The organism is Candidatus Paracaedimonas acanthamoebae (genome assembly GCA_017307065.1).
GTDB classification, from domain to species: Bacteria; Pseudomonadota; Alphaproteobacteria; order Caedimonadales; family Caedimonadaceae; genus Paracaedimonas; species Paracaedimonas acanthamoebae_A.
Map to the genome: position 1 here is coordinate 41,352 of JAFKGL010000017.1, position 23,542 is coordinate 64,893.

A 23,542-nucleotide genomic window follows, 5' to 3' on the forward strand; every position below is an offset into this window, starting at 1 on the left:
GAATTTCTCCTGGATGAAGCTTTTCTTTATTTATAGGCTACCATAAAACACATAACCAAAATATTAAAATAAACAAAAGCCCTTTTAAATGATACGGTTATATGTGTTGAAGAGGCCAACTGTTATGCAATGACGTATAAATGAGGGGTGTGAGGTGAATGTTCCAAATCATAAGCGTGATGAAGCGTTCTAACCGCAAGTTCTGTAAAATCTTGGTTGATGAGAACACTGGTTCGAATCTCTGACGTTGAGATCCCAAAAAGATCAATATTTTTTGCAGAAAGTGTTTGAAATAACAGGCTTGTTAAATGGCCATGACTGCGTAAACCAACACCCACAACTGAAACTTTCGTCATTTTTTCATCGATTGTGTAAGCTGAAATGCCTTCTTTCTCAAAAATGTGTAAACATGTTTGCAAATCTGTTTGATGGATCGTAAAGGAAAGAGAAAAAGGGTGTGCTTTTGAGAGTTGGGCATGCTGAATCATATCTACGCTAATGTGCGCTTGAGCAAGACACTCAAAAAGACGTGCCATTGTTTTGGCAGGTTCATGCGTTATTTCTAAACTAACCTTCACCTCTTGGGTGTTGGCGACTATTCCACTTATTAAAGGACGTTCAATCATTTGTTCCTCGTCGATAATTTGGGTTCCTATACTTTCTTCAAAGCTAGAGAAGATGCGCAGAGGAATTTTGTAAGTCATTGCAAGTTCGACAGCTCGATGTTGAATTACTTTTGAGCCAAGAGAAGCCAATTCGAGCATCGATTTGTAACCAATTTGATCAAGTTTTCGTGCTTGCGCAACGATCTTAGGATCTGCTGTATAAATCCCTGAAACATCCTTATAAAGATCACAGCGATCTGCTTTTAGAACAGCGGCTAAGGCAACGGCTGTTACATCCGACCCGCCCCGCCCAAAAGTCGTTAATCGCCCTTCAGGGCTAATGCCTTGAAATCCTGCGATAATCGGGACGACATTGGCATCTAGTGTTTTTTCAAGAACTTGAGTTGAAATTTCTCTAATGCGCGCCTTTGTATGGGTAGCATCTGTTTCTAGCGGGAGTTGCCAGGCTAAAAAAGAACGTGCTGAAATGTTAAAATTTTGCAAGGCTAAAGCCAATAACCCACAGGTTATTTGCTCGCCTGACGTGAGAACAACATCGATTTCTTGCGGATTTGGATGAGGTGTTGTTGCTTGAATATAGCTAAGCAGTTGGTCCGTCATGCCAGCCATTGCAGAGACAACAGCGACAACTTTGTGCCCTCGCTTACATTCATAAGCAATACGACGGGCGGCATTTTGAATCTGCGGAATCCCTGCAACTGAAGTTCCCCCAAATTTTTGAACAATAAGCGCCATATGCAATTGATTCTAAGAATTCTTTACTATACGATTTTCTACCTATACCACAAAAAGATATAATAAGCATTAATAAAGGGTAAACTGAAAGGCCTTAAGAAATGACACATTCAGCTTCTGTTGATCATGAAGAAATAAAGAACTTCGCACGACTTGCCGATCAATGGTGGAACCCTGAGGGGCCTATGAAACCGTTACATCAAATGAATCCTCTTCGTATAAAGTTTATTTGCGATCATCTGCTGACGTATTTTCCTCAGGATAATAAGTCAGATCTTATGCCTTTGAAGCCTTTATCTTTATTAGACGTAGGATGTGGAGCTGGTTTATTAACTGAACCTTTGGCCAGGTTGGGGGCCTCTGTGACAGGGTTAGATTTGGCAGAACCCAGTCTTTCCATTGCGCGTCGTCGTGCTGATGAGCAAGGTCTTGATATCACCTATGTTAATAGTTCTGTTGAAGAATTTGCCCAAAAAAACCAAAAATATCACGCGGTCATGGCCCTTGAAATCATAGAGCATGTGGCTGATATCCCGAGTTTTATAGAGGCATGCGCCTCTCTTTTACAGCCAGGAGGGCTTCTATTTTTAAGCACCTTAAACAGAACGGCCCCTTCTTATTTAACGGCCATTTTGGGGGCGGAATATATTCTCAAACTTCTTCCGCGCGGAACACATCAGTGGGATAAATTCCTAAAACCTTCTGAAGTTGATGCCTACTTACGCAAGGTTGGGTTTGTTATCCAAGTTCTTCAAGGAATGCGTTTTAAGCCTCTCTATAAAACATGGGAATTATCGAAAAACTTAAGCGTCAACTATATTTTATGTGCTGAAAAAGTAAGTTAAAATAGCTTATTGAAAAGGAACAAAATTTTTTATAAGTAATGGATGTACTTATGTCTTTTTTAAGATAGATCTAATCAGTAAAGTTATTTTTTAATTTTATTGGGAAGGCCATTTTAATTTTGGAAGTTTCGCGAGCGTTAGGGGGCCCATAGAGAGATCACCTTTTTGAAGACTTAATGCAATCGTGTGGCGAGGTGCTTCATCCCGAGAGGTAGATTTATCCTGTAATAATCCTAAGGAAAGCCTGGCAATCAAAGATACATTTTTGCGAATCATTTTTGCTTGAGTCAGTTGATCAAGAAGTGTTTCTAATCCAGAAAATGTTGCTGAAAACGCGGCAAGAGGTTGTGAATCATGATCAAAAGCAAGTGTTCCATTTCCTTCGCCTTTGAGAGAGCCACAGTCAAAAGAAAATTTTTCAATTTCAAAGGCGCCTCCGCTATCTGTCCATTCTTTAAAAGGATTAGCGGCGAGAAGGTTAAAAGTTTCTTCAAGATGAACAATTGCGTCAAGTGATTTCACCAGAGAAGGAAGTTTGGTCGTTGTATGGTCATTTATCCTCATTCGATAAATTTTTAGGGCAAAAGAGCTTGAACGATTAATTTTTGGTAAGGTTTGTTCATGAGAAGCTGTTAATATGGTTTTGCTAAGAGTTGGAAGGATGGTTTTCTCTGGTGGCAGAGCTGTGAGAGTAAATTCTTCAATATTGACTCTATTTTCCAGCATTTTTAAGTGCAAATCATAAAGCTGAAGATTTTTCAAAGTGTAACCTTGAGGATGAATTTTAAAGCTTCCTTGAAAATCTTCGAATTCAAGCATGAGAGGAGCTTGTTGAGGTTTAGGCGTATAAATAAATTTTGTTTTTCCGTGCGCATTAACAGTAATCGTACTTGGAGACCAGACGGCAGATTCGACTTCAAGGAAGCCATCTATTTGAAGAATCCCCGAACCTCGATGGGTTGAGGTAAGGCGTGGTTGGTGGATTTTGATTTCTAATTTCCACGGAAATCCTGTAACTTTTACGCCTTCATGGTCAAAGGTTGTCTCTTGGTTTGTTTTGAGAAGATTAATCTCGTGATGAACTCTTTCTTCAAGAAAACGAGCTTGTTTAAACCAGACATAAATATACCCTCCAAAAAGTAATAAGAGGATAATAATACTTATTGGAGCTAACAAGGGGCGTCGTTTTGAAAATTGAGAGAGTTTCATGAAGACTGAGGACCTTTTTTAAAAGGATGAAGTATTTCACAGGCGCTTTCAATAGATTCTTCGAGTTTTTTCATAAAATCTTTTTCAGAAAGTCCAGGTTCAATAGGAGGAAGGAATTCAAAAATAATTTTGCCCGGGTTTTTTAAGAATTTTCGACGAGGCCAAAAGAAACCTGCATTATGCGCGGCTGGTACTACTTTCATTCCTGTCTGATGGTATAAGGCATAGGTTCCATACCGATAAGTTCCGCGCTCGCCTGCGGTTGTGCGTGTTCCTTCGGGAAAAATAAAAAGAGAACGACCTTGTTCTTTTGCATGTTTTGCGCCTTCAACCATTTGTGGAATGACACTACGTCCTTTAGAGCGATCGATGCTGATGACGCCTGTGTTCAAAAGAAGGCGACCAAACAGGGGAATCTTAATCAGTTCTTTTTTTAAAATAATGACGGCTTCGGGAACAAAAATTTCAATCATTGTTGTTTCCCAGGCAGATTGATGTTTCGAAGCAATAATTGCGGGTTCTGAAGGAAGATAATGACGCCCTCTGATTTCAACTTGAATCCCAACGAGATGAAGTAACACGGTGACACCATTTCCCCAATATCGAGAGATACGATGCGTCCATTGACGTCCTATGACGAGCGCTGGTAAAGCGCTTACGACAACGATAAAAGTCCATACATAAAATAAGATATTAAAAATGATTGAGCGGATAAAAATTATCATCTGAATATTTCAGTCCCTTTAAAAGATAGTTTCCTTAAACAATATTGGGCTAAAGCACCTAAAAATTTATGATATTCTCGAATTATTAAATCAAACGTTCCTGGCCATTGCCACCACATTTTCTCATGAAAATTTCTGGGTGAGATGGGGTGGGGGATAATTTGAACGGCGGGTAAATATTGGGAGAATTCTAAGAGGCTTCGACGCATATGATAATTCGCAGTTACTAAGCGAAGTGTTTGAATATGGTTTTTGTGAACCCACTCGGCGGTTTCTTGAGCATTTTGAGTGGTATTCGCGGCCGCGAACCCTAAATCAATGGTGGAAGGATTAATTTTTTTTTGTTCATTTAAAGGAACTTGCGATAGCAACTCTTTTATTTTTACATGAGCATGAACACCAGAAATAAAAAGCCGTTGAGCTAATCCACGAGATAAAAGAGTTAATCCTGTTGAGACTCGTTCTGCGCCACCTGTCAGCACGATAATAGCATCAGTTGACTGTTCAGAAGGGGGGATGTTCTCTTGGATGCTATTTGCAAACCACATCAACCCTAAGCCCCAGGTGAGAAAGCTTACAAGCATCGGGATAAGAAACCAACGTTTCATGAAACATAATATCCTTTATTGATGCTCGGTAATATAAGCTCTCGTAGAGGGCGCGTCTAGCTTTTCTAAGAGTGTTTTTACGGCAATCGCTAAATTATCATAAATTGATACGGGGTCTAAGAAATTTGGAATTCCTTCTTCCTCGGTTTTAGCGCCTTTACCTGTTCGGACGAGAATGCGTTGACAGCCTGCATGATAGGCGGCCTCAAGATCCCGAAGAGCATCTCCAATCATATAAGAGTAAGCAGGGCGTGCATTAAAGTGTTCTAAGGCTTCTAAGAGCATGCCTGGAGCTGGTTTGCGACGATAATGAGGTTCAATTGTTGTATCGGTGCAAAAGAAGATATGATCAATATGAGCCCCTTTTTCTCTAAGTTTTTTTTGCATTTGAAGGTGAATGTGATGAAGGTCTTCAAGGCTTAACTCATGTCGTCCCACGACGGCCTGATTAGTGATGATAGCAACAGGGATATGAGCTTGATTTAAGCTATAGATAGCATTTTCTACGGAGGGAAGAAAGGTAAATTCTTCCCAGGATCTTACAGATGTAGGGCGATCTATATTGATCACACCATCTCGGTCAAGCATGACTAGATCCAACATTTAAGTCTCCTGAGAAAGTGAAAGCATCACGGTGATGCGTGTGGAAATCATAATAATAATAGCCACGAGAATGGGTGAAAAAGCAATAATTCCCCAAATTTCAACATAAGGAAAAGTTCTGGAGGATAGCGAGAGGAGAGAGAAGTCAAACGTTGAGAGTAGTAAGAAATAGAGGAGAGCTGACAGGCTGCAGCCTAAAAGGCCTCCTTTAACAGCGAGATTTAAAGCATATCGTTGAAATTGCTTTGCAATAAAGCGGTCTTCAGCGCCAATTAAGCGTAAAATTTCAATAACTTGATCATGAATAATAAGTCCCGCATGAGTTGTAAAAGCAATTGTGAATATTGCTGCAATTCCAATAAGGCCAGCAAGAATCATGATGGAAAATTGAGCCGCTTGAGCGATCTTTAAAAAGGTTTCTTTAGATTTTCGACCTACTTCAAGATGAATAGTTGGGAAATTAGTTTCAAGTGTCGAAAAAATTTGGGAAAAACTAATTTTTACACGGTTACAGAATGTGGCTTCAATAGCTTGAGAAGAAGGAGGTTTTGAGGTGGAATATGTCCATTGGTCAAAAATAGAGGTGCGCTTCTCTCGAGTAATAATTTCTATATGAAGCACGCCCGGAATTTTTTTAAGAAATTTCATAAATTCCATTTGTTGAAGAAATTGCTCTTGAGGATCTGAAGTTGAAGGAAGGGTTGCTGTAAAACCCTGTATTGTTTCATGGCGCCAGGTTTTGAGGAAGCGTTCAAGAAGAATAGTGCCACTTAAGCAAAGAGTAATTAAAAAGACCATCAACCCCAAAGTGCCAAAAACCATTTTGGATCCTTTGAGGCGGTCGAAAGGAATTTCGGAATGAATAGTAGGGCGGGTTCTCTTAAACATTATTAACACTGCTTTCACATCTGAAAGAGGGATGAATTGAAATCTGGCCTTCAGCTAACCGAATAATTGGATGCGGAAATTCTGTTGTGAGGTCTTTATTATGAGTGGCCATAATAATTGTAATACCTCCGCGATTAAGCTCTTCAAACAAATAAAGAAGCTTGGCCGCATTTTCATCATCAAGATTACCTGTAGGCTCATCCGCCAGCAGGAGCTTAGGTTTATTCATAACGGAACGGGCGATAACCGCACGTTGTTTTTGTCCTCCAGAGAGGGTTGAAGGCATTGCTTCTTCAAAGCCACCCAACCCAATCCATTCCATCATTTGGCGTGCTTTCTTCTGACTATGAAGCCATCCGTCTCCTCGGAGTCTCAACGGAAGAGCAATATTATCTAGAGTGGTTAAGTGTTCAAGCAGGAGAAAATCTTGGAAAATAATGCCAATTTTCTGTCTGTAAAGGGAGACGGCTTGATTTTTCATGTACCTTAAGTCATTTCCGAAAACTTGAATAGTTCCGCGATACTCCTTGAATCCCTTATAAATAAGTTTCAGAAGTGAGGATTTTCCGGCACCGCTTGCGCCTGTTAGGTAATGAAAAGTTCCCGGAGAAAGTTTGAAAGAAACATCTTCAAGAACAGAGGGGCCTTGATCATATTTTAAGCTTACTCTCTCAAATTGAACAATGCTATGCACCTTTTTTCCCCTCATTAATCTTCTTATACTTGATGAAAGTTGTTTAAATCTCAAGGAGAAAGTTCGAAAAAGTAAGAGAACTAACATTGACAATATGATTTCGAATTCACATAGTAGAAAAATAGAAATTAATATGAAAAAAGGTGGCTTATGTTCTCTCCTCTCCTTTGGAGTGCCCAGAAAAGAATAAAAATAGTTTTCTTTGCTGTGATTCTTCTGTGGATAGGCGTATGGTGGGCTTTATGACGAAAGATCTAAAGTCTGTTCTAAGTTTTAAAAATGTTTCTGTTTCTTATAAAAATCATCTTGCCCTGGATAATATTTCGATCGACTTTTTTGAGGGATCTTTAACGGCAGTATTGGGACCTAATGGAGGGGGAAAAAGTACTCTCTTGAAGGCTATTTTGGGCCTCGTTCCCTTGCAAAAGGGTGAAATTCAGCGTTTTTATCCAAAACTTACTGATATCGCTTACCTTGCGCAACAAACTGAGGTCGATCGCACATTTCCTCTAACGGTGTATGATGTTGTTGCACTTGGTTTATCTCAAGCCAAAGGTTTTTTCCAAGAAATAGATCAAAAAACAGATGCAACCATTCAAAAAGCGCTAGAAAAAGTCGGTCTAAAAGACATTGCTCATCGATCTTTACACATGCTTTCGGGAGGGCAGTTCCAGCGCATCCTTTTTGCTCGGACTATGCTACAGGATGCAAAGATTATTCTTCTTGATGAGCCATTTGCAGCTGTGGATAGATACACAATGGAAGACCTTATTAAGATTGTTCAAGGTTGGACAACAGAGGGGCGGACTGTCATTATTGTCTCTCATGATTTAGAGATTGTGCAAAGTTATTTTCCCCAATCGCTTTTATTGGCGCGGAGTGTTATTGCTTATGGTGCTACAAAACAGGTTCTTACTCTTGAGAACTTGCGTCAAGCGAAGAGAAGTTCGGGCGAGTGGGAAGTTTCAAATTTAGAAAATGATAAAACAATGCAGTTTTTTAAAGACGATGTATGAGTTTTTTATAGAACCTTTTGGAACATATCCCTTTTTAAGGCGTGCATTGATTGCGTGTATTGCCCTTTCAATGGGGTGCGCCCCTGTAGGCGTTCTTCTCGTTTTAAGGCGAATGAGCTTGATGGGAGATGCCCTTTCTCATTCTGTTTTACCCGGAGTTGCTCTAGGCTATTTATTTATGGGGCTTTCTCTCCCAGCCATGGGAATTGGAGGGATGTTTTCTGGGCTTATAGTTGCTCTTCTCGCAAGTTTTATTTCTCGGAAAACTGTTCTGAAAGAAGATGCTAGTTTTGTGGGGTTTTATTTAATTGCTTTAGCGCTAGGTGCTATTCTCGTCTCAACTAAGGGAAAAAATATTGACCTCATGCATATCCTTTTTGGATCTATTTTAGCTGTTGATAAGGCCTCTCTTCTTTTGATTGCGGGGATTACAACGATCAGTTTATTTGTGATGGCATTAATTTTTCGACCTTTGGTACTTGAGTGTTTTGATCCTATTTTTATGAGATCAATAGGGGGGCGTGGAAGCTTATATCATCTTATTTTTATGGGGCTTGTGGTTTTAAATATGGTTTCAGCTTTTCAGGCCTTAGGAACTTTAATGGCCTTGGGGATGATGATGCTTCCAGCTATTACAGCGCGCTTTTGGGCAAGAGAAATATGGTCTCTTTATCTTGTTGCGATTCTTGTAGCCATTGTATCTGGTTTTTTGGGGCTGGTGTTTTCTTATCATTATGGATGGCCTTCTGGACCAGCAATTATTTTAACGTCAGGGGTTTTATATCTCGTGACCGTTGTTTTTGGTCCTTATGGTAGCTTAAGGTGTCGACGCACATGAAGAAATGGAGTTTTGTATTTCTCATCTTGTTAGTTCAAAGTTCTTTGGGGTGGGCTCACTCAATCCCAAAGATTGTCGTAAGCTTTAGTATTCTCAAGGATCTTGTTGAAAATGTCGGAGGAGAAGCCGTCACAGTTACCTCTCTGGTTGGTCCTAATAGTGATGCGCATGTTTTTGAGCCCACCCCTGAAAGCGCTCAACTGATTTCAGAAGCTGACTTAATCCTGATGAATGGCCTAGGATTTGAAGGATGGATGCCTCGCCTTGTGGAGTCAACAAAGACAAAAGCCAAAATTGTTATGGTATCTCAAAATATTAAACCTCGTGCTTTTATGCAGGGAGTTGAATCTTCTCCAGATCCACATGCCTGGAATGATGTTCAAAATGTGATGATTTATATCGATAATATTGAGAAGGCTCTTTTAGAGTTAATCCCGCAATCCGCAGACCTTATTCGAAGAAATGCGGCTCATTACCGTCAACAGCTCACAGATTTGGAAGCATGGATTTATAAAGAGCTTGAAAGTATACCTCTTCAGCAAAGAATTGTGATTACGGCTCATGATGCTTTTGGTTATTTCAGTGAAGCCTATCACATAAAATTTTTAGCGCCCCAAGGGCTCAGTACGGAAAGTGAGCCTTCTGCTCAAGAAGTTGTTAATCTTATTAAAGAAATAAAAAAACACGGAATTAAGGTGGTTTTTATTGAAAATATTACGAATGAGCGTTTAATCCGACATATTGCAGAAGAAACAGGGGCCTCTATTGGTGGAATGTTGTATTCAGATGCCCTTTCTGAGAAAAAGCAACCTGCTTCTACTTATATCGATATGATGAAGGTAAATATACATCTCTTAAAATTAGGGATGTTAAATAATAAATAAATAAAATTACCTCTACTTAAAGTATAGTATTTTTTATCAAAAATCTATTTTCAAACAAATATTATATTTTTAAATAGCCATATTTAACAAAATATTGTAGTTTTTATTGTATAAATCGTCTTTCTGATTCTTTGTTTGACAAAGAGGGTGGTTTTGGATATATTGTGGGCGCATTACCTAATCAATCTTGGGGATTTAAAATGATTCAAAACCGTGCTTTTTCGAGTGGTGATCTTGTCGTATATCCAGCACATGGTGTTGGAAAAGTAATGTCAATTGAAACACAGGAAGTTGCAGGTCATGAACTTCAAGTTTTTGTAATCTCTTTTTCAAAAAACCGGATGACTCTGCGGTTGCCAATGAAGAAAGCACACGATGCCGGATTACGTGCCTTAAGTACAGAAAATGAAGTCGAAAAAGCCCTTGGAACATTAAAAAAGAAAATAAAATCTAAGAAGGCCATTTGGTCGCGTCGCGCCCAGGAATATGAAATGAAAATTTCTTCAGGAGAATTAACTTCGATTGCAGAAGTTATTCGTGAACTTTATCGAAGTGTAGATCAGCCAGACCAATCTTATAGTGAACGTCAAATTTATCAATCAGCTCTCCAACGTTTGGCTTCTGAAATCGCCGCTATTGAAGCCATTGATGAAAATCAAGCGATTGCACGGGTTGAAGAGATCTTGCAGGCTGCTTAGTTTCTGATTCTCTGGTATCAGGGGTTAATTTAAAGGAGAAAGAATTTTTCTCCATGGTCTCTTAATTTCATGAAACTGCTTGAAAATAATCGTCTTTTTGCACTTTTATTATTTATTGGAAGTGCTCTTATTTTTGTGATGGTTCTCTTGGGAGGGGTGACACGTTTGTCAGGCTCGGGCCTTTCAATCGTTGAATGGCAACTCTTTCAAGGAATATTCCCTCCGTTAACGCAGCATGATTGGATGGCGCTGTTCTCTCAATACCAAGCTTCACCTGAGTATCAAAAAATTAATTTCGGAATGGGATTAATAGAATTTAAGCAGATTTTCTGGCTTGAATATATCCATAGATTGTGGGGACGCTTAATAGGTCTTTATTTTCTTTTCTTGATTTTTTATGCCCTAAGGAAAAAAAGTTTAAGATCTTATGTGGCGTCTCTTTTGGCTTTATGGGTGCTGGGGGGCATTCAAGGTGTGGTTGGATGGTATATGGTTAAGAGTGGACTCGTTGAAGATCCTTATGTAAGTCCTTATCGTCTTTCTATGCATTTGATGTTAGCTATTCTGACGTATGGCTGGGCTTTGAATTTAGGATTGAAGCTATGGTACGCGCGAAAAGGAACCTGGAATTATAGAGAAATCACAGCGGTAAGTTTTGTTTTGTTAACGATTCTATTTGGGGGGCTTGTCGCTGGCCATAAGGCAGGGCTTATTTATAACACATTCCCTTTGATGGGTGAGACGTGGATTCCTGAGGAGTTATTTTTTGAAACGCCTTGGTGGAAAGATCTTATTCATAACCCTGTCAGTATCCAATTTATTCATCGTCTTTTAGCGATGATAACTTTCATATTTTTAGGTTATCTTGCCCTACAAAGGCGAGGCTTTTATAGTGTTGTCTTTGCAATTGCAACCCTGCAGGCAATTTTGGGAATTTCCACACTTTTATTGCACGTTCCTCTTTTCTTAGCTGCGTCACATCAAGCCATCGCCATTGTTTTATTAACAAGCCTTTGGATTGCTTTCTATCAACGCTTTGATTCCAGGCAGGTCTTTTCCTTCAAGCCATTCAAGAAAAGCACCTCCTGCTGTTGATAAATAGCTAAAATCATGCGTGGATTTGGCCTGAGCGAGAGCTGCTAAAGTTTCGCCCCCCCCTGCAATACTGAAGAGCTTTTGATGGCGACTTAATTCTGCCACGGCTTGAGCAAGTGCAGTGGTTCCTTGGTCAAAGGGGGGTATTTCAAACACCCCAAGAGGGCCGTTCCAGACTAAAGTACGAACTTGATTGAGCTTAGACTTAAAAAGAGAAATGGTTTCTGGGCCAATATCTAAAATTTTAAATTCTTGAGGAATGTGAGAAAGATTAAGAGTCATAATTTTGTCGGTTTCGAAAGTGCCTGTTGCATCGACAGGGAGGACGATTTCAACTTGTTTTTCGTGGGCTAATTTTTCAATCTCTCGCGTTGTTTCAAGCATGGAAGGTTCATAAAGAGAGGTTCCAATTTCAATATGGCGTGCTTTTAAAAATGTGTTTGCAATTCCTCCACTGAGCATCAGTATATCAACTTTGCTTAAAAGATTTTTTAGAAGGTCTAATTTTGTTGATACCTTAGAGCCAGCAACAATGGCGGCGAGAGGTCTTTGTGGCGCTTGTAAAGCTTGAGACAGAGCGTTAATTTCTTTTGTCATAAGAAGTCCTGGGAAAGAAGGCAAATACTGCGTAATAGCATGCACTGAGGCATGAGCTCTGTGCGATACGGCAAAGCCATCATTGACATAAAGATCTCCTAATTTCGCAAGTTCTTGAGCGAAATGAAGATCATTTTCTTCTTCCTCAGGGTGGAAACGGAGATTTTCTAACAAAACAATCTCGCCACTCTTGAGATTTTGAGTCGCTTGTTGTGCGTGAGGACCAATACAGTCTTCAGCAAAAAAAATAGATTTCTTCCAACATTTTTCTAAGGTAGGTAAAATCTGTTTAAGTGACAACTCAGCGGCCACTTTTCCTTTGGGGCGACCAAAATGTGAGATAAGAACAATGCTTGCTCCCTTTTGAATAAGATAGTCAATGGTTGGCAAAAGACTTAAGATTCTAGAATTATCAAGAATCTCTCCCTCTTTAGTCGGAACGTTAAGATCTGCTCGTAGAATAACTTTTTTGTTTTTGAGGTCAATTTTATCAAGGTTTGGGAGAGACATAGAGTATTTCCTTTTGTTAAATTTCAATTAGATGCAGCGTAGCTTAGAAAAAACCTTCTTTCGAGTATATTTTTTCCTAGCCGAGTCGCAAGGGCTTTGGTAGTATCCTCAACAAATGTAAGCTTGGTTTCTTAAATTTAAATGATCATCAACAATTCTTAATTATCTTATTTAATACGTGGGTTTCATGGAACAATCTATTGAAAAATATTCAGTTTTTTCTCTTCCTAAAAGTATTTGGGGAATAGGAATCGTCACTTTATTGGTTAATTTATCTTCTGTGATTATCTTTAGTCTCTCTCCCATTTATCTTACGACAGTTTTGGGGGTATCCACTTTTGATCTGGGGATTTTAGAAGGGTTTGTGGAAGCAACTTCTTGGTTTACAAGAATTTTCGCAGGGGTACTGAGCGATTTTCTTTATCGACGTAAGCCAATTCTCGTTTTTGCGTATGCTCTCTCGGCATTATCTCGTCCTATTTTTGCACTTGCTCCTTCCCTTGGATGGATTGCAGGAGCCCGCTTAATTGATCGTATTAGCAATGGATTGCAAGCAACGCCGCGAGAGGCTTTAGTAGGAGACTTGGCGCCTAAAAGTTTGAAAGGTACTTGTTTTGGGTTGCGTCAGACATTATCCATGATTGGTTCTTTTGCGGGGGCGGGTGTGGTCATGTTTTTGATGCATCATACGAATGAGAATTATGAGATCATCTTTTGGGCTGCGGCTATTCCTCCTGTTCTTGCAGTCTTAGCCCTTATATTATTTGTGCAAGATTCTCCTATCGCGGACCGTCATCATGCAAAAATTTCTTTTTGGGCTCATCTTAAACATACACGTCACCTCAATAAGCAATATTGGCGTGTTGTCTTTGTTGCGGGTATTTTTATGCTCTCAAACTACAGTGGTGCCTATATGATTTTACAAGGGACAAACCAAGGACTTTCGCCAAGTCAAGTGCCGGCTCTTATGGTTTTGCAAAATCTTTTTGCATTTGCGTCAGCCTATCCTATGGGGCGACTTTCAGATCGTTTTGATCGGCGCATCTTAATTGGAATTGGCTTTTTCATTACAATTATTTCTAATGCTTTCTTTGCCTTGGCTGACGGACCAACTTTTGTTTTGATTGGCGCCAGCTTATGGGGATTACAGATGGGAATGACCCAGAGTTTACTTTTGACAAAAGTTGCGGATACAACTTTTACGGAAATTCGGGGAACAGGATTTGGAATTTATTATTTGATTGTGGGACTCACCATTTTTCTTTCAAATACGATTACAGGATGGGTTTTCACGCATAAAAGTCCTTCTCTTGCCTTTTGGTTAAGTGCAGGTGCTGCTGGGATTGCTTTAATTCTTCTCCCCTTTATTGAATCTTCTCAAAAAGCAAAACGTTAAATAAAGAGCTTAATTTCATGAATACAGCGATAAAAACAGATGTTGTTATTATTGGGGCCGGACCCGTTGGTTTATTTGCCATTTTTGAATGTGGAATGATGCGTCTTAAATGCCATGTGGTCGATGCCCTTGAAATGGTCGGAGGGCAATGTGCGGCTCTTTATCCTGAGAAGCCAATTTATGATATCCCAGGATTTCCACGGATTGAAGCAAGTGAGCTTATTAAGAATTTAGAGACGCAAGCCCAGCCTTTTAATCCTGTTTACCATGTGAATCAGCAGGTGGAAATTCTCCAGCCGCTTGAGGATAATCGGTGGTTTGTGCAAACTTCCACGGGAACTCAAATTAATACAAAGGTCGTTATTATTGCTGCAGGTGTTGGTGCTTTTGGTCCTAATCGCCCTCCTTTGGAAGGTATTGAAGCCTATGAAGGAAAAAGTGTTCTCTATTATATTCAAAAACGTGAACAATTTGCAGATCAGCGCGTTGTGATCGCCGGCGGGGGAGATTCTGCTGTGGATTGGGCTTTATCCCTTTCAGAAATTGCAAAAAAAGTCATGGTTGTTCACAGGCGTCCAAAATTCCGCGCTGCCCCTGAATCTGAAGTACAATTGCATCAACTTGTGGCGCAAGGAAAGATAGAACTTGTTGTTCCTTACCAGCTTGATGGATTGCAAGGGCATAATGGTCAACTTGATGCGGTGCTTGTAAAAACACTTGAAGGTGAAACGCGGCGTCTTGAAACAGACTATTTGCTACCATTTTTTGGTCTTTCAATGAATCTAGGTCCGATCAATGATTGGGGGCTAAATCTTGAAAAGCATCACATTCAGGTTGAGCCAGGGACCTGTTTAACGAATCGTCCTGGGATTCTCGCCATTGGTGATATTGCAACGTATCCTCATAAACTCAAGCTCATTTTAACGGGATTTTCCGAGGCTGCTCAAGCTGCGCATACGGCAAGAACTTTAGTTCATCCTGGAGAAGTATGGCATTTTGAGCATTCAACGACGCAGGGTATCCCCCATAAAGAAACAGCGGCGGCTTAAGAAGTTTTCTGTTCTAAACGTCGCAAGCTGTGCTCAAGGTCATCAGTTTTTAAGTCAAATCCAATAAAGATTTGATATTTTTCACAGTGATCAATGATGTTGAGGGAAACAGGGATTGTGACTTCTTTTACTTTTCGCTGATATTTCTTCTTGCCTTCGAAGAGGATTTCAAGAGGAAAGATTTTCTTAAAAAGAGGGATGCCTTCTTGGTCCGTGATGGCAATGAAATAATTTCCATTAAGTTTTGAGATCGTTGTATTTCTTAAGGCCCCAAAAACGATTTGAAAACTTAGAAGTGCTTCTTCTTTATCTTTCTCAGCAACTTCTTTAAGAGATTCAATCTCGAGGCGGGCTACTTCATGAGCTGACGTCGGATCGAAAAAACTCTGACGTGAAAGTTGATGGATGATATTGGTGGTGGGCGCAAAACAAGAATGATTCTCTAACGGTTGAGAATTCTGGCAGCCGCCTAATGGAAAGAGAAGAATTAATAAAATTGGCCAAAAATATTGCATGATCGTCTATACTCAAATTTAGTTGTTTATATTATCATAAAGGGGTTGATTTGAAGTTGAACCCCAAGTACACCGAGAGGAGGATTTTCTTCTTTCGACCTCTATTTTAGGGAGGTTTGTTTGTATCATAGGGGAAATTCTCATCATTTTACGCCACTTTAGGAATGATCATAGCTTACTGAAGCATAACTTTTAACACAAGATGGTAAATATGGAACAAACATCCGTTCAAAAGAGCATTGTTGAAATTTTTACAGATGGTGCTTGCAGTGGGAATCCCGGCCCTGGAGGATGGGGAGTCATTTTGCGTGCAGAAAGTGGAGAAGAGAAAGAATTCGCCGGAGGTGAGATCAATACAACCAATAATCGGATGGAATTGATTGCGGCCATTAAAGGCCTTGAAGCTCTAGAAAAGCCAGTTTTTGTTAAACTTTATACAGATAGTCAATATCTTCAGAATGGAATGAAGCTTTGGCTTTCTAAATGGAAAAGCAATGGTTGGAAAACAGCTGGAAAAGAGGACGTTAAAAATATCGATCTTTGGCAAAAGCTTGATGTCTTAGCCGCTGACTATGAAATTGAATGGCATTGGGTGAAAGGGCATGCGGGACATCCTGAAAATGAACGGGCGGATGTTTTAGCCCGGAATGCTATTCTTCAAATTATGATGTCTCAAGAAATCAATCCTCAAAATTAGAGAGGTAAGCCTTGTAAGAGGCGTGGTTTTTCGCCTAAAAGGCCCATTGCATGGTGGGTCATCACTCGTTTTAAGAGGGGAATGCGATTTGTAAGACGTAATCCTGCCATTCTCAAATTCCCCAGCAGTTTCGATTCGTTCGAGAAAGATCGGATTAAAAGATCAGTAACACCGGTTAAGGTGAGAATATCGAAACGGCGCCATCTTTGATATCTTTCTAAGATTTGAGCACTTCCGATATCTATTCCGAGACGCGCTGCATCAACAATGACTTCTGCCAATGTCACGGCATCGCGAAAGCCAAGATTTAACCCTTGCCCAGCCACGGGATGAATAACATGAGCGGCATCGCCTATGAGGGCAAGTCTTTCGGCAACCAATTGAGGAACGACAGTAGCTCCTAAAGGATAAGTCCATCGTTGGCTTACTAATTCAAAATTCCCAAGGTAATCTCCAAAAGAGGCTTGTAATTGAGTAGAAAATTCTTGTTCTGAAAGGGTGAGGAGGCGTTCTCCATATTGTTTATCAACACTCCATACAAATGAGCAAAGATTGTCTTGCATAGGAAGTAAGGCTAAGGGACCTGAGGGAAGAAAATGTTCAAAAGCAATATTTTCATGGGGAAATTCAGTCTTCAGCATGCCGACAAGAGCAAGTTGATGATAAGACCAGCTGTGCGATTTAAGACCAGCTTGTTGACGGGTGAGAGAATTTCGCCCATCAGCCGCAACAACTAGAGGCGTTTTTAATTTTTCTTCTGGCGCAAGAGTGGCTTCCAGGAAAAAAGGGTGTCGATTTAACTCTTTAAGTTCATGAGGAATACAACATTTTATAAGAGGATGATTAAAAATGGCCCTAAAGAGAATCCGGCGGAGATGACGATTTTCAATAAGATATCCCATGGCCAATCCACCTGAATCTTTTTCATCATAATGGACATATCCAAGGTGATTTGCTTGAGAGATATGAATTTTTTTAATGGGTTCCACAAACGCTGAAAGTTCTTCCCATAACCCTAGGGCTTTGAAAATGAGATGAGAGCCATGAGAAATGGCAAAAGTGCGCCCATCAAAATCTTTTTTGAGAACTTGATCGGGATCGCAGGTATCAATAATCGTGCTTTTAACACCCGCTTGCGCAAGCGCGAGAGCGAGCGTTGCGCCCACGGGGCCGGCGCCAATAATAAGAGGATTGATCTCTAAAAATTTCTTCATCATCTTGAAAGAATAGACGATTTAAAAAAATTAAAATACTATTATTTCTTTTATGAAATGGACGCAAGTTTGCAAAGATATATTTAATACGTTAGATGTATCTAGTGACTAAGGAGAGGATAAATCAATGACGCCCATGATGGCGCAATACCATCGAATTAAAGCCGATCATCCGAATGATTTATTATTCTATCGGATGGGCGATTTTTATGAGCTTTTTTTTGAAGATGCGATTAAAGCTGCACAGGCTTTAGATATTGCTTTGACAAAACGAGGGAAGAATGAAGGCGAAGATATTCCCATGTGTGGTGTGCCGGCTCATGCTGTTGAGGCCTATCTTGCACGATTAGTCAGGCAAGGGTTTCGAGTGGCTATTTGTGATCAAGTCGAAAGCCCTGAAGAGGCTAAAAAGAGAGGTCCTAAAGCCGTTGTGGCACGGGATGTTATTCGTCTTGTGACGCCTGGGACCCTGACAGAAGATAATTTATTGGAAGCTCGTCGTCATAATTTTCTGTGTGTGTTGATTGAAGATCAAACTCAAAAAAGCCATAAATTTGCGTTGAGCTTTATGGATATTTCAACAGGGGCTTTTTTCGTTGAGAGTTGTTCGGGTGAAAAATTACTTGAAGTTCTTTCAAGAATTTCACCTTCAGAGTTAATTGTTTCGGAAAAGCTCTGCCATCAGAAAGAGCTTTATGAAACTTTTTCAATCTGGAAAGATATTTTGTATCCTCAAGTGCATAGCCGTTTTGATCCTCAGAACGCGCAAAAACGACTTCACGAAACCTTTGGTGTTAAAACGTTGGAGGGATTTGGGGCATTTCTGTCGCATGAGATCACAGCGGCAGGAGCTTTGTTGGAGTATGTTTCCTTAACCCAAAAGGGAGGAATGCCAAAATTATGGCCTTTACGGCGCCTTAAAGCCACTGAATTTATGGAAATTGATTCGGCCACGCGGCGTAACCTTGAGCTGACCATGACACAACAAGGGGACTATAAAGGAAGCCTTCTGAGTGTGATTGATAAAACATTGACAGCGCAAGGAGGTAGACTTTTAGCGCTTCATCTGTCCCATCCTTTAACAAATATAGCACGTCTTACAACGCGTCTTGAAATGGTTAATTTTTTTAAGGAAAATGCGCCTGTCAGAACAGGTCTTAGAGAGATTTTAAAAACCACGCCTGATTTTGAGCGTTCTTTATCCCGGCTTAGTTTAGGGCGCGGCGGCCCCAGGGATTTAGCAGCATTGCGGGAAGGGGTAAAAATTGCATCTACTCTTCAATCGCATCTAAAAACTTTTCAGGATGCCCCGCAGGGATTTATCAAAATTCAGCGCACCTTAGGGGAACACTCTCTTCTTATCGATCGATTGACGAGGGCTTTAGCCGAAGATCTTCCTTACTTTGCCAGAGATGGTGGCTTTATCCAAAAAGGCTATCATGAAGCGCTTGATGAGGCGCGTCTTCTAAAAGAAGAAGGTAGAAAGTTAATCGTTAATTTACAAGCAAAGTATGCGCAAGAGCTCGGCATTCCGTCTTTAAAAATCAAACATAACAATATTATTGGTTATCATGTTGAGGTGACAGCGGCCCAAGCCACAAAAATGAGTCCCACCTTTATTCATCGTCAAACCATGGTAAATGCCATGCGTTTTACAACGGTTGAATTGACGGAATTTGAACAAAAACTCACGTCGGCATCTGAACATACGCTAGCTCTTGAGCTAAAATTATTTGAGGACCTTGTGGCGGAAGTTCTTGGGAGAGCCTCTGAAATTCAAGAAGCAGCCCAAGCAATTGCGAATTTAGATGTCTCAACATCCTTAGCTCACCTTGCGGTGGCTGAAAATTATTGTTGCCCTGAGATCGATGCGTCAATGGCGTTTGAAATCATAGAGGGGCGCCATCCGGTGGTGGAAGCGTCTCTTAAACAAGCGAATGCCAGTAAGTTTGTCACCAATAATTGTGTCATGACTGAATCCTCGAACATATGGTTGATGACTGGGCCCAATATGGCCGGAAAAAGTACATTTTTGAGGCAAAATGCCCTGATTGTGCTGCTGGCTCAAATAGGATCTTTTGTGCCTGCGACGAAGGCTCATATTGGGATTGTGGATCGCCTTTTTTCGCGCGTTGGGGCCTCTGATGATTTGGCGCGGGGACATTCAACGTTCATGGTGGAGATGGTCGAGACCGCGGCCATTTTGAATCAAGCGACAAAGCATTCATTGGTTATTCTCGATGAAGTAGGGCGAGGAACGTCCACCTATGATGGGCTTTCAATTGCGTGGTCAACTTTAGAGCATCTTCATGAGGTGAATCAAAGTCGGGCTCTTTTTGCAACCCATTACCATGAACTCACGGAACTTGAAGAAAAGCTCAAAAATTTAAAATGCTACACGATGCGGGTCAAAGAATGGCAGGGAGATGTTATTTTCTTGCATGAGATTATTGAAGGTGCCGCAGATCGTTCTTACGGTCTTCATGTGGCGAAGCTGGCGGGAATGCCTTCTTCTGTTTTGAAGCGTGCAGAAATCCTTTTACAAGATCTTGAAGATAAAAAGATCAAACAAGGAAAGGCGAAGATTTCTGAACTTCCTTTGTTTACGGTTCCGTCGATTGTGCCTCTTCCGCCTCAATCACCCCTTGAAAATAGGTTGAAGTCTTTATCGTTGGATGAGATGACGCCTCGCCAAGGATTGGAATTGCTCTATGAATTAAAGGCCTTAATAAAAGATAGTCAAGTTGCTTGAGGCGAAGCCTTCAACGGCAAATGCTAAATTATATAAGCTAAAATTACAAATGAGAGGGTGTTTTTTTAACTATAATTCACTTTTAGAAGACAGCATAGAATGCTAGCATTCAAATATTCTAGAGGGGGGATTCTATGAATTACATCAAATGTTTAGCGTTCTGTTTTTGTACAAGTTTTATTTCTTTTAATGGATTTTCTAGTCAGGGTATTGAAAAAGATATTGATGAAATCAAGACAACGCTGAGTGCTGCAACAATTGCCTCAAGTTCTTCTGCAGTTACTCCACCACGAGCTAAAGCACCAGGGCGTTCTCAAGCAGAAGTGAAGGCTAGCATCCATGAATTTGTTGTTAAGATGAGTAGGGCTCCAGCTTCAACAGGTTCGGTAAAGGATAACTCTCAAAAGGCGAGTAATTCCTCAAGAACGATTGCGACAACTTCTTCTCAACCCCATAACATTATACTGCCGTCACGACCTCAAACAGATGTAAAACCTAAGCCCTCTAATCTCGCGCCAAAAGCTCCAGCCTCCACAGGCTCTATAAAAGATAAATCCCAAGAAGCGAGCAGTTCCTCAAGCCCCTACAAAGCCCCTCAATCTGTTGAGAGGGATGAAGATTCTGAGGATGAAGAAAATTATGAATATAAGGCGCCAGAAGCTACCAAAAAGAGAGAGCTTCCCAAAACATTTTGTGAGGATTTGAAACATATTTATGAATCAACGAGTTATTCTGAATATCCTCCTTTTGTCGTGACTTTTTATAGAGGTGTTCATTTTCTTAAAGAACTTTTTCCGACGGCAGAAAGCCGAAAAAGTTTTCGTGAAAATGCAAAAGCAGGTGCTCCACTTTTTTGTTCGGCGGTTTATGCGTTGGTCGGGGGAAGTTTTTTAGATCAAAATATTGATCAAGAACTCTTAGCACGCAATGCGCAGCTTATAGCTAAGGTGCTCAATAAATTTAAAAAAGAACACACAGAAAAATACTATAAATTTCATGAAATTTATAGCAATGATCATGTAAAGTTTCACCGATACCTGAGGTGTGCTCTTGAAAGAACCCCTGACACACCAGATGAGTTTAACGTTTATAGTAGGTTATTTACGGAAATTATTGGTCTTGAAACTGATCTCCAAAAAAAAGCATTTCAACGAAACCCTTTTGTTTCATGCTCTATGACAGAAAGGCATGCTTTACAATATGCGTTAGGACTTAAAAGCTTTGATGGTACACCACTACGAGCTAATTATGATGAAGATAAGCGTCCCCGTCATCCTTATCTTGGCGTCGTGTATCCTATCCACATAGACCCCCACAATCTCTTTAATCTTAATCCAACGTCGCTTTTGGAAGCTCAACAATTTAGAGATTTAAATATTTCAGCTAACCCAACAAACAATATTCTTGCTGAATATGAAGTCTCTTTTTTGGGATGGATCCCGCCACAATATGTTTATACCCCAATTTCTGCTCGAGTTCCTTCGTATAAAAAATATTTACCTGATAAATATGGAACTACCAAAATCCCAACTCTAAAATTCCAATCTAAGACAGATGTCGAAGCCGTTTTTGAAAAACTATCTGAACCATTTTCTTTAATGATTGAGAGAAAACTCCAAGACGAGCTTGATAGCCTTTATAGATTTCCAATTTATCAAGTTTATTGGCGACCTGATAGAGGATTTGGCCCTGAATTAATTTCACCCACAATCGTCACAAACCTTTGTTCAGAAAAAGAAAGTATAGAATTATTTCCTAACAACGGCAGGCAGAGAATTTTTTCTTATGATCTTGAATACTTAGGGGAAATGCTTTGCGCGTTTACTCATCTGACGAAAATAAGCATCAAAAATTATTCTAATTTCAACATAGAAGTAGAAGCAATCTTATCGCTCATCCAAGCATTACAAAAAGGGATGATAACTGATTTTACATTAAGTGGCATGGTATTTGATGATGCTGTAAGAAAAAGGCCTATGCTGTGGGGGAAATTTCTTCGTAATACAAAACTGAAATCTCTTGACTTAAGTCGCAATGAGATCGGACATGAAGGTTTATTATATATTAGTTTAGAATTAGCCAACCACCAAGATATTCAAGTATTTAATGGAAGTTATAATTGGGCTTATCTAGAAGTATTTAGGGCTTTCTCTGAAGCTTTGTTAGAAAACAACTCGCTTACGAGTCTTGATCTTTCAGGGAATAAAATATTTATGTCCGGTAAACCTGAAGAGAAAAGTGCTTTTTCTGAGTTAGAAGAAAGTCTAAAATTGAATAAGGTTTTGAGGACATTTATTTTAATAGAAACAGGTATAGATCATAAATCTCACGAAAATAAATTGAAAAGACTTTTAGAAATAAAAAGGCCTGAGCTTGAATTAATAGTGACTAAGGCACCTTCAGGTAAGTAAAGAACTCAAGAATACGGCATCTTTCTAAAGAAGATTCTTATTGAGTTTCAAGGGAAAATTTCTTTAAAGACAAGGGCTTAAAGGGGAAAGAGTTCTTCCCATTATTTGATAATCGCACTGAATTTTCTTGAAATTTGTATCAAGGTGTGATAGTCTAATAATAGATGGTCAGAGATGATATTTTCCTTCCTTGAAGGCCTTTAAAAAGCCTTCAATCTTCTTCAATAATTCCTCTCCTTCCGTCCTTTTAAAACAATAGAGTCTAGCAAACTCTTAAGTGTTCTTTTTAACGCTCTTTTTTGAGCGAATGCTCTCTCTTTGCCTAATGAAAGGGGGAGGAACCCCTCAGCGTGCGTGAAAGGCACGGTGAAGAGAGGAGTGGTGACAAAAAGAATCGGGATGAATCGATTCGTGATGGAAAGGTTTGGGATAGATCGAATGGTGACAGGCGAGATCTATCAGTCGCTTGAGATTCTCGGGACACGCCCGAGAATGACGTAGGTTAAGAAACGGGAGAGCTTGTTGGAGAAGAACCATAGGTTGCAAAGAGAAGGGTACATTGAGTGGTGAAAGCACTCTTTGAAAGAGAGCGAAAGAGATAGCAACCTTTCGCTCGTCATCCGCCAGGACTGAATAGGAATAAACATGATGAAATCTGAAGTCTGGAAAAGAAGAAGAAGGATTCTTGGGTTTTATCAGGGTGAAGATAAACAAAGAAAGGAGAAAGACATGACATAGGTAAAGCAGAACGTAAGCTGAGGAAAAACGTCACGGTTAACCTCACAAATAAAACCCGAGGGAAACTTTATCGATGACCTCAGAACATCAAAACCAAGAAATAAGAGGTTTTGATGAGACCCTACAACAAAGAAAAAACGTGCCGAAAGGCACACAAAGATTAGAAAACTAAATAAACAAAACAGGGAGAATAAAAATG

At 40.0% G+C, this 23,542-nt stretch carries 21 protein-coding genes; 11 read left to right on the plus strand and 10 right to left on the minus strand.

Annotated features, from left to right (window positions below; translation table 11 throughout):
- Nucleotides 1-122: 122 nt before the first annotated feature.
- On the minus strand, nt 123-1,361 hold the full coding sequence (locus J0H12_04420; protein ID MBN9413150.1) for an aspartate kinase: 1,239 nt from the start codon (nt 1,359-1,361) through the stop codon (nt 123-125).
- Between the two features lie 101 nt (nt 1,362-1,462).
- On the opposite strand from J0H12_04420, the gene ubiG reads away from it, so the two are divergent.
- Nucleotides 1,463-2,206, plus strand: coding sequence for a bifunctional 2-polyprenyl-6-hydroxyphenol methylase/3-demethylubiquinol 3-O-methyltransferase UbiG (gene ubiG, locus J0H12_04425; GenBank protein ID MBN9413151.1), 744 nt, complete (start codon nt 1,463-1,465; stop codon nt 2,204-2,206).
- A 96-nt stretch (nt 2,207-2,302) separates the two neighbouring features.
- Here the strand turns inward: ubiG and J0H12_04430 are convergent, their stop codons facing one another.
- From J0H12_04430 to J0H12_04455, 6 genes are read right to left on the minus strand one after another with little or no spacing between them, the layout of a single operon-like run.
- Complete coding sequence (locus J0H12_04430) at nt 2,303-3,415, minus strand: DUF2125 domain-containing protein (protein ID MBN9413152.1); 1,113 nt, start codon at nt 3,413-3,415, stop codon at nt 2,303-2,305.
- Nucleotides 3,412-4,140, minus strand: coding sequence for a 1-acyl-sn-glycerol-3-phosphate acyltransferase (locus J0H12_04435; protein MBN9413153.1), 729 nt, complete (start codon nt 4,138-4,140; stop codon nt 3,412-3,414). Before J0H12_04435 ends, J0H12_04430 begins: the two co-directional genes overlap by 4 nt.
- The gene (locus tag J0H12_04440) at nt 4,137-4,748 is read right to left on the minus strand and encodes a YdcF family protein (protein ID MBN9413154.1); all 612 of its coding nucleotides are present in this window, start codon (nt 4,746-4,748) and stop codon (nt 4,137-4,139) included. Before J0H12_04440 ends, J0H12_04435 begins: the two co-directional genes overlap by 4 nt.
- A 15-nt stretch (nt 4,749-4,763) precedes the next feature.
- Nucleotides 4,764-5,351, minus strand: a complete 588-nt coding sequence (locus J0H12_04445) for an HAD-IIIA family hydrolase (protein ID MBN9413155.1) — start codon at nt 5,349-5,351, stop codon at nt 4,764-4,766.
- On the minus strand, nt 5,352-6,239 hold the full coding sequence (locus J0H12_04450; GenBank protein MBN9413156.1) for a hypothetical protein: 888 nt from the start codon (nt 6,237-6,239) through the stop codon (nt 5,352-5,354). It lies immediately after the preceding gene.
- Entirely contained in the window at nt 6,232-6,948 is a 717-nt protein-coding gene (locus tag J0H12_04455; protein ID MBN9413157.1) for an ATP-binding cassette domain-containing protein, read from the minus strand. The genes J0H12_04450 and J0H12_04455 overlap by 8 nt, the downstream gene beginning before the upstream one ends.
- Nucleotides 6,949-7,175: 227 nt before the next feature.
- Here J0H12_04455 and J0H12_04460 point away from each other — a divergent pair, with 227 nt between their 5' ends.
- From J0H12_04460 to J0H12_04480, 5 genes are all read left to right on the plus strand, one after another.
- Complete coding sequence (locus J0H12_04460; protein MBN9413158.1) at nt 7,176-7,949, plus strand: ABC transporter ATP-binding protein; 774 nt, start codon at nt 7,176-7,178, stop codon at nt 7,947-7,949.
- Entirely contained in the window at nt 7,942-8,787 is an 846-nt protein-coding gene (locus tag J0H12_04465) for a metal ABC transporter permease (protein ID MBN9413159.1), read from the plus strand. The genes J0H12_04460 and J0H12_04465 overlap by 8 nt, the downstream gene beginning before the upstream one ends.
- Nucleotides 8,784-9,671, plus strand: coding sequence for a zinc ABC transporter substrate-binding protein (locus J0H12_04470; GenBank protein MBN9413160.1), 888 nt, complete (start codon nt 8,784-8,786; stop codon nt 9,669-9,671). Before J0H12_04465 ends, J0H12_04470 begins: the two co-directional genes overlap by 4 nt.
- A gap of 203 nt (nt 9,672-9,874) precedes the next feature.
- A complete protein-coding gene (locus tag J0H12_04475; GenBank protein MBN9413161.1) occupies nt 9,875-10,369 on the plus strand; it encodes a CarD family transcriptional regulator in 495 nt (164 codons plus the stop codon).
- Between the two features lie 69 nt (nt 10,370-10,438).
- Complete coding sequence (locus J0H12_04480; GenBank protein ID MBN9413162.1) at nt 10,439-11,464, plus strand: COX15/CtaA family protein; 1,026 nt, start codon at nt 10,439-10,441, stop codon at nt 11,462-11,464.
- On the opposite strand, the gene J0H12_04485 is transcribed toward J0H12_04480, so the two are convergent.
- A complete protein-coding gene (locus tag J0H12_04485) occupies nt 11,372-12,571 on the minus strand; it encodes a phosphoglycerate kinase (protein MBN9413163.1) in 1,200 nt (399 codons plus the stop codon). The two genes, J0H12_04480 and J0H12_04485, sit on opposite strands and share 93 nt — an antisense overlap.
- Before the next feature lie 187 nt (nt 12,572-12,758).
- Between J0H12_04485 and J0H12_04490 the strand changes: the two genes are divergently transcribed.
- Together J0H12_04490 and J0H12_04495 are read left to right on the plus strand one after the other, a co-directional pair.
- Nucleotides 12,759-13,967, plus strand: coding sequence for an MFS transporter (locus J0H12_04490; protein MBN9413164.1), 1,209 nt, complete (start codon nt 12,759-12,761; stop codon nt 13,965-13,967).
- A 17-nt stretch (nt 13,968-13,984) separates the two neighbouring features.
- Nucleotides 13,985-15,016 carry an NAD(P)/FAD-dependent oxidoreductase gene (locus J0H12_04495; protein MBN9413165.1) on the plus strand — a complete coding sequence of 344 codons (1,032 nt, stop codon included), beginning with the start codon at nt 13,985-13,987 and terminating at the stop codon, nt 15,014-15,016.
- On the opposite strand, the gene J0H12_04500 is transcribed toward J0H12_04495, so the two are convergent.
- A complete protein-coding gene (locus J0H12_04500; protein MBN9413166.1) occupies nt 15,013-15,531 on the minus strand; it encodes a hypothetical protein in 519 nt (172 codons plus the stop codon). The genes J0H12_04495 and J0H12_04500 overlap by 4 nt on opposite strands.
- A 211-nt stretch (nt 15,532-15,742) precedes the next feature.
- On the opposite strand from J0H12_04500, the gene rnhA reads away from it, so the two are divergent.
- Entirely contained in the window at nt 15,743-16,228 is a 486-nt protein-coding gene (gene rnhA, locus J0H12_04505) for a ribonuclease HI (GenBank protein MBN9413167.1), read from the plus strand.
- On the opposite strand, the gene ubiH is transcribed toward rnhA, so the two are convergent.
- On the minus strand, nt 16,225-17,442 hold the full coding sequence (gene ubiH, locus J0H12_04510) for a 2-octaprenyl-6-methoxyphenyl hydroxylase (protein ID MBN9413168.1): 1,218 nt from the start codon (nt 17,440-17,442) through the stop codon (nt 16,225-16,227). The genes rnhA and ubiH overlap by 4 nt on opposite strands.
- A gap of 127 nt (nt 17,443-17,569) precedes the next feature.
- On the opposite strand from ubiH, the gene mutS reads away from it, so the two are divergent.
- Together mutS and J0H12_04520 are read left to right on the plus strand one after the other, a co-directional pair.
- The gene (mutS, locus tag J0H12_04515) at nt 17,570-20,194 is read left to right on the plus strand and encodes a DNA mismatch repair protein MutS (GenBank protein MBN9413169.1); all 2,625 of its coding nucleotides are present in this window, start codon (nt 17,570-17,572) and stop codon (nt 20,192-20,194) included.
- A 134-nt stretch (nt 20,195-20,328) separates the two neighbouring features.
- A complete protein-coding gene (locus J0H12_04520; GenBank protein MBN9413170.1) occupies nt 20,329-22,605 on the plus strand; it encodes a hypothetical protein in 2,277 nt (758 codons plus the stop codon).
- Nucleotides 22,606-23,542: the final 937 nt, after the last annotated feature.

Coding starts and splice junctions, on each gene's coding strand:
- J0H12_04420 (MBN9413150.1), bottom strand. CDS start 1,361: ATGGCGCTTATTGTTCAAAAATTTGGGGGAACTTCAGTTGCAGGGATT.
- ubiG (MBN9413151.1), top strand. CDS start 1,463: ATGACACATTCAGCTTCTGTTGATCATGAAGAAATAAAGAACTTCGCA.
- J0H12_04430 (MBN9413152.1), bottom strand. CDS start 3,415: ATGAAACTCTCTCAATTTTCAAAACGACGCCCCTTGTTAGCTCCAATA.
- J0H12_04435 (MBN9413153.1), bottom strand. CDS start 4,140: ATGATAATTTTTATCCGCTCAATCATTTTTAATATCTTATTTTATGTA.
- J0H12_04440 (MBN9413154.1), bottom strand. CDS start 4,748: ATGAAACGTTGGTTTCTTATCCCGATGCTTGTAAGCTTTCTCACCTGG.
- J0H12_04445 (MBN9413155.1), bottom strand. CDS start 5,351: ATGTTGGATCTAGTCATGCTTGACCGAGATGGTGTGATCAATATAGAT.
- J0H12_04450 (MBN9413156.1), bottom strand. CDS start 6,239: ATGTTTAAGAGAACCCGCCCTACTATTCATTCCGAAATTCCTTTCGAC.
- J0H12_04455 (MBN9413157.1), bottom strand. CDS start 6,948: ATGAGGGGAAAAAAGGTGCATAGCATTGTTCAATTTGAGAGAGTAAGC.
- J0H12_04460 (MBN9413158.1), top strand. CDS start 7,176: ATGACGAAAGATCTAAAGTCTGTTCTAAGTTTTAAAAATGTTTCTGTT.
- J0H12_04465 (MBN9413159.1), top strand. CDS start 7,942: ATGTATGAGTTTTTTATAGAACCTTTTGGAACATATCCCTTTTTAAGG.
- J0H12_04470 (MBN9413160.1), top strand. CDS start 8,784: ATGAAGAAATGGAGTTTTGTATTTCTCATCTTGTTAGTTCAAAGTTCT.
- J0H12_04480 (MBN9413162.1), top strand. CDS start 10,439: ATGAAACTGCTTGAAAATAATCGTCTTTTTGCACTTTTATTATTTATT.
- J0H12_04485 (MBN9413163.1), bottom strand. CDS start 12,571: ATGTCTCTCCCAAACCTTGATAAAATTGACCTCAAAAACAAAAAAGTT.
- J0H12_04490 (MBN9413164.1), top strand. CDS start 12,759: ATGGAACAATCTATTGAAAAATATTCAGTTTTTTCTCTTCCTAAAAGT.
- J0H12_04495 (MBN9413165.1), top strand. CDS start 13,985: ATGAATACAGCGATAAAAACAGATGTTGTTATTATTGGGGCCGGACCC.
- J0H12_04500 (MBN9413166.1), bottom strand. CDS start 15,531: ATGCAATATTTTTGGCCAATTTTATTAATTCTTCTCTTTCCATTAGGC.
- rnhA (MBN9413167.1), top strand. CDS start 15,743: ATGGAACAAACATCCGTTCAAAAGAGCATTGTTGAAATTTTTACAGAT.
- ubiH (MBN9413168.1), bottom strand. CDS start 17,442: ATGAAGAAATTTTTAGAGATCAATCCTCTTATTATTGGCGCCGGCCCC.
- mutS (MBN9413169.1), top strand. CDS start 17,570: ATGACGCCCATGATGGCGCAATACCATCGAATTAAAGCCGATCATCCG.
- J0H12_04520 (MBN9413170.1), top strand. CDS start 20,329: ATGAATTACATCAAATGTTTAGCGTTCTGTTTTTGTACAAGTTTTATT.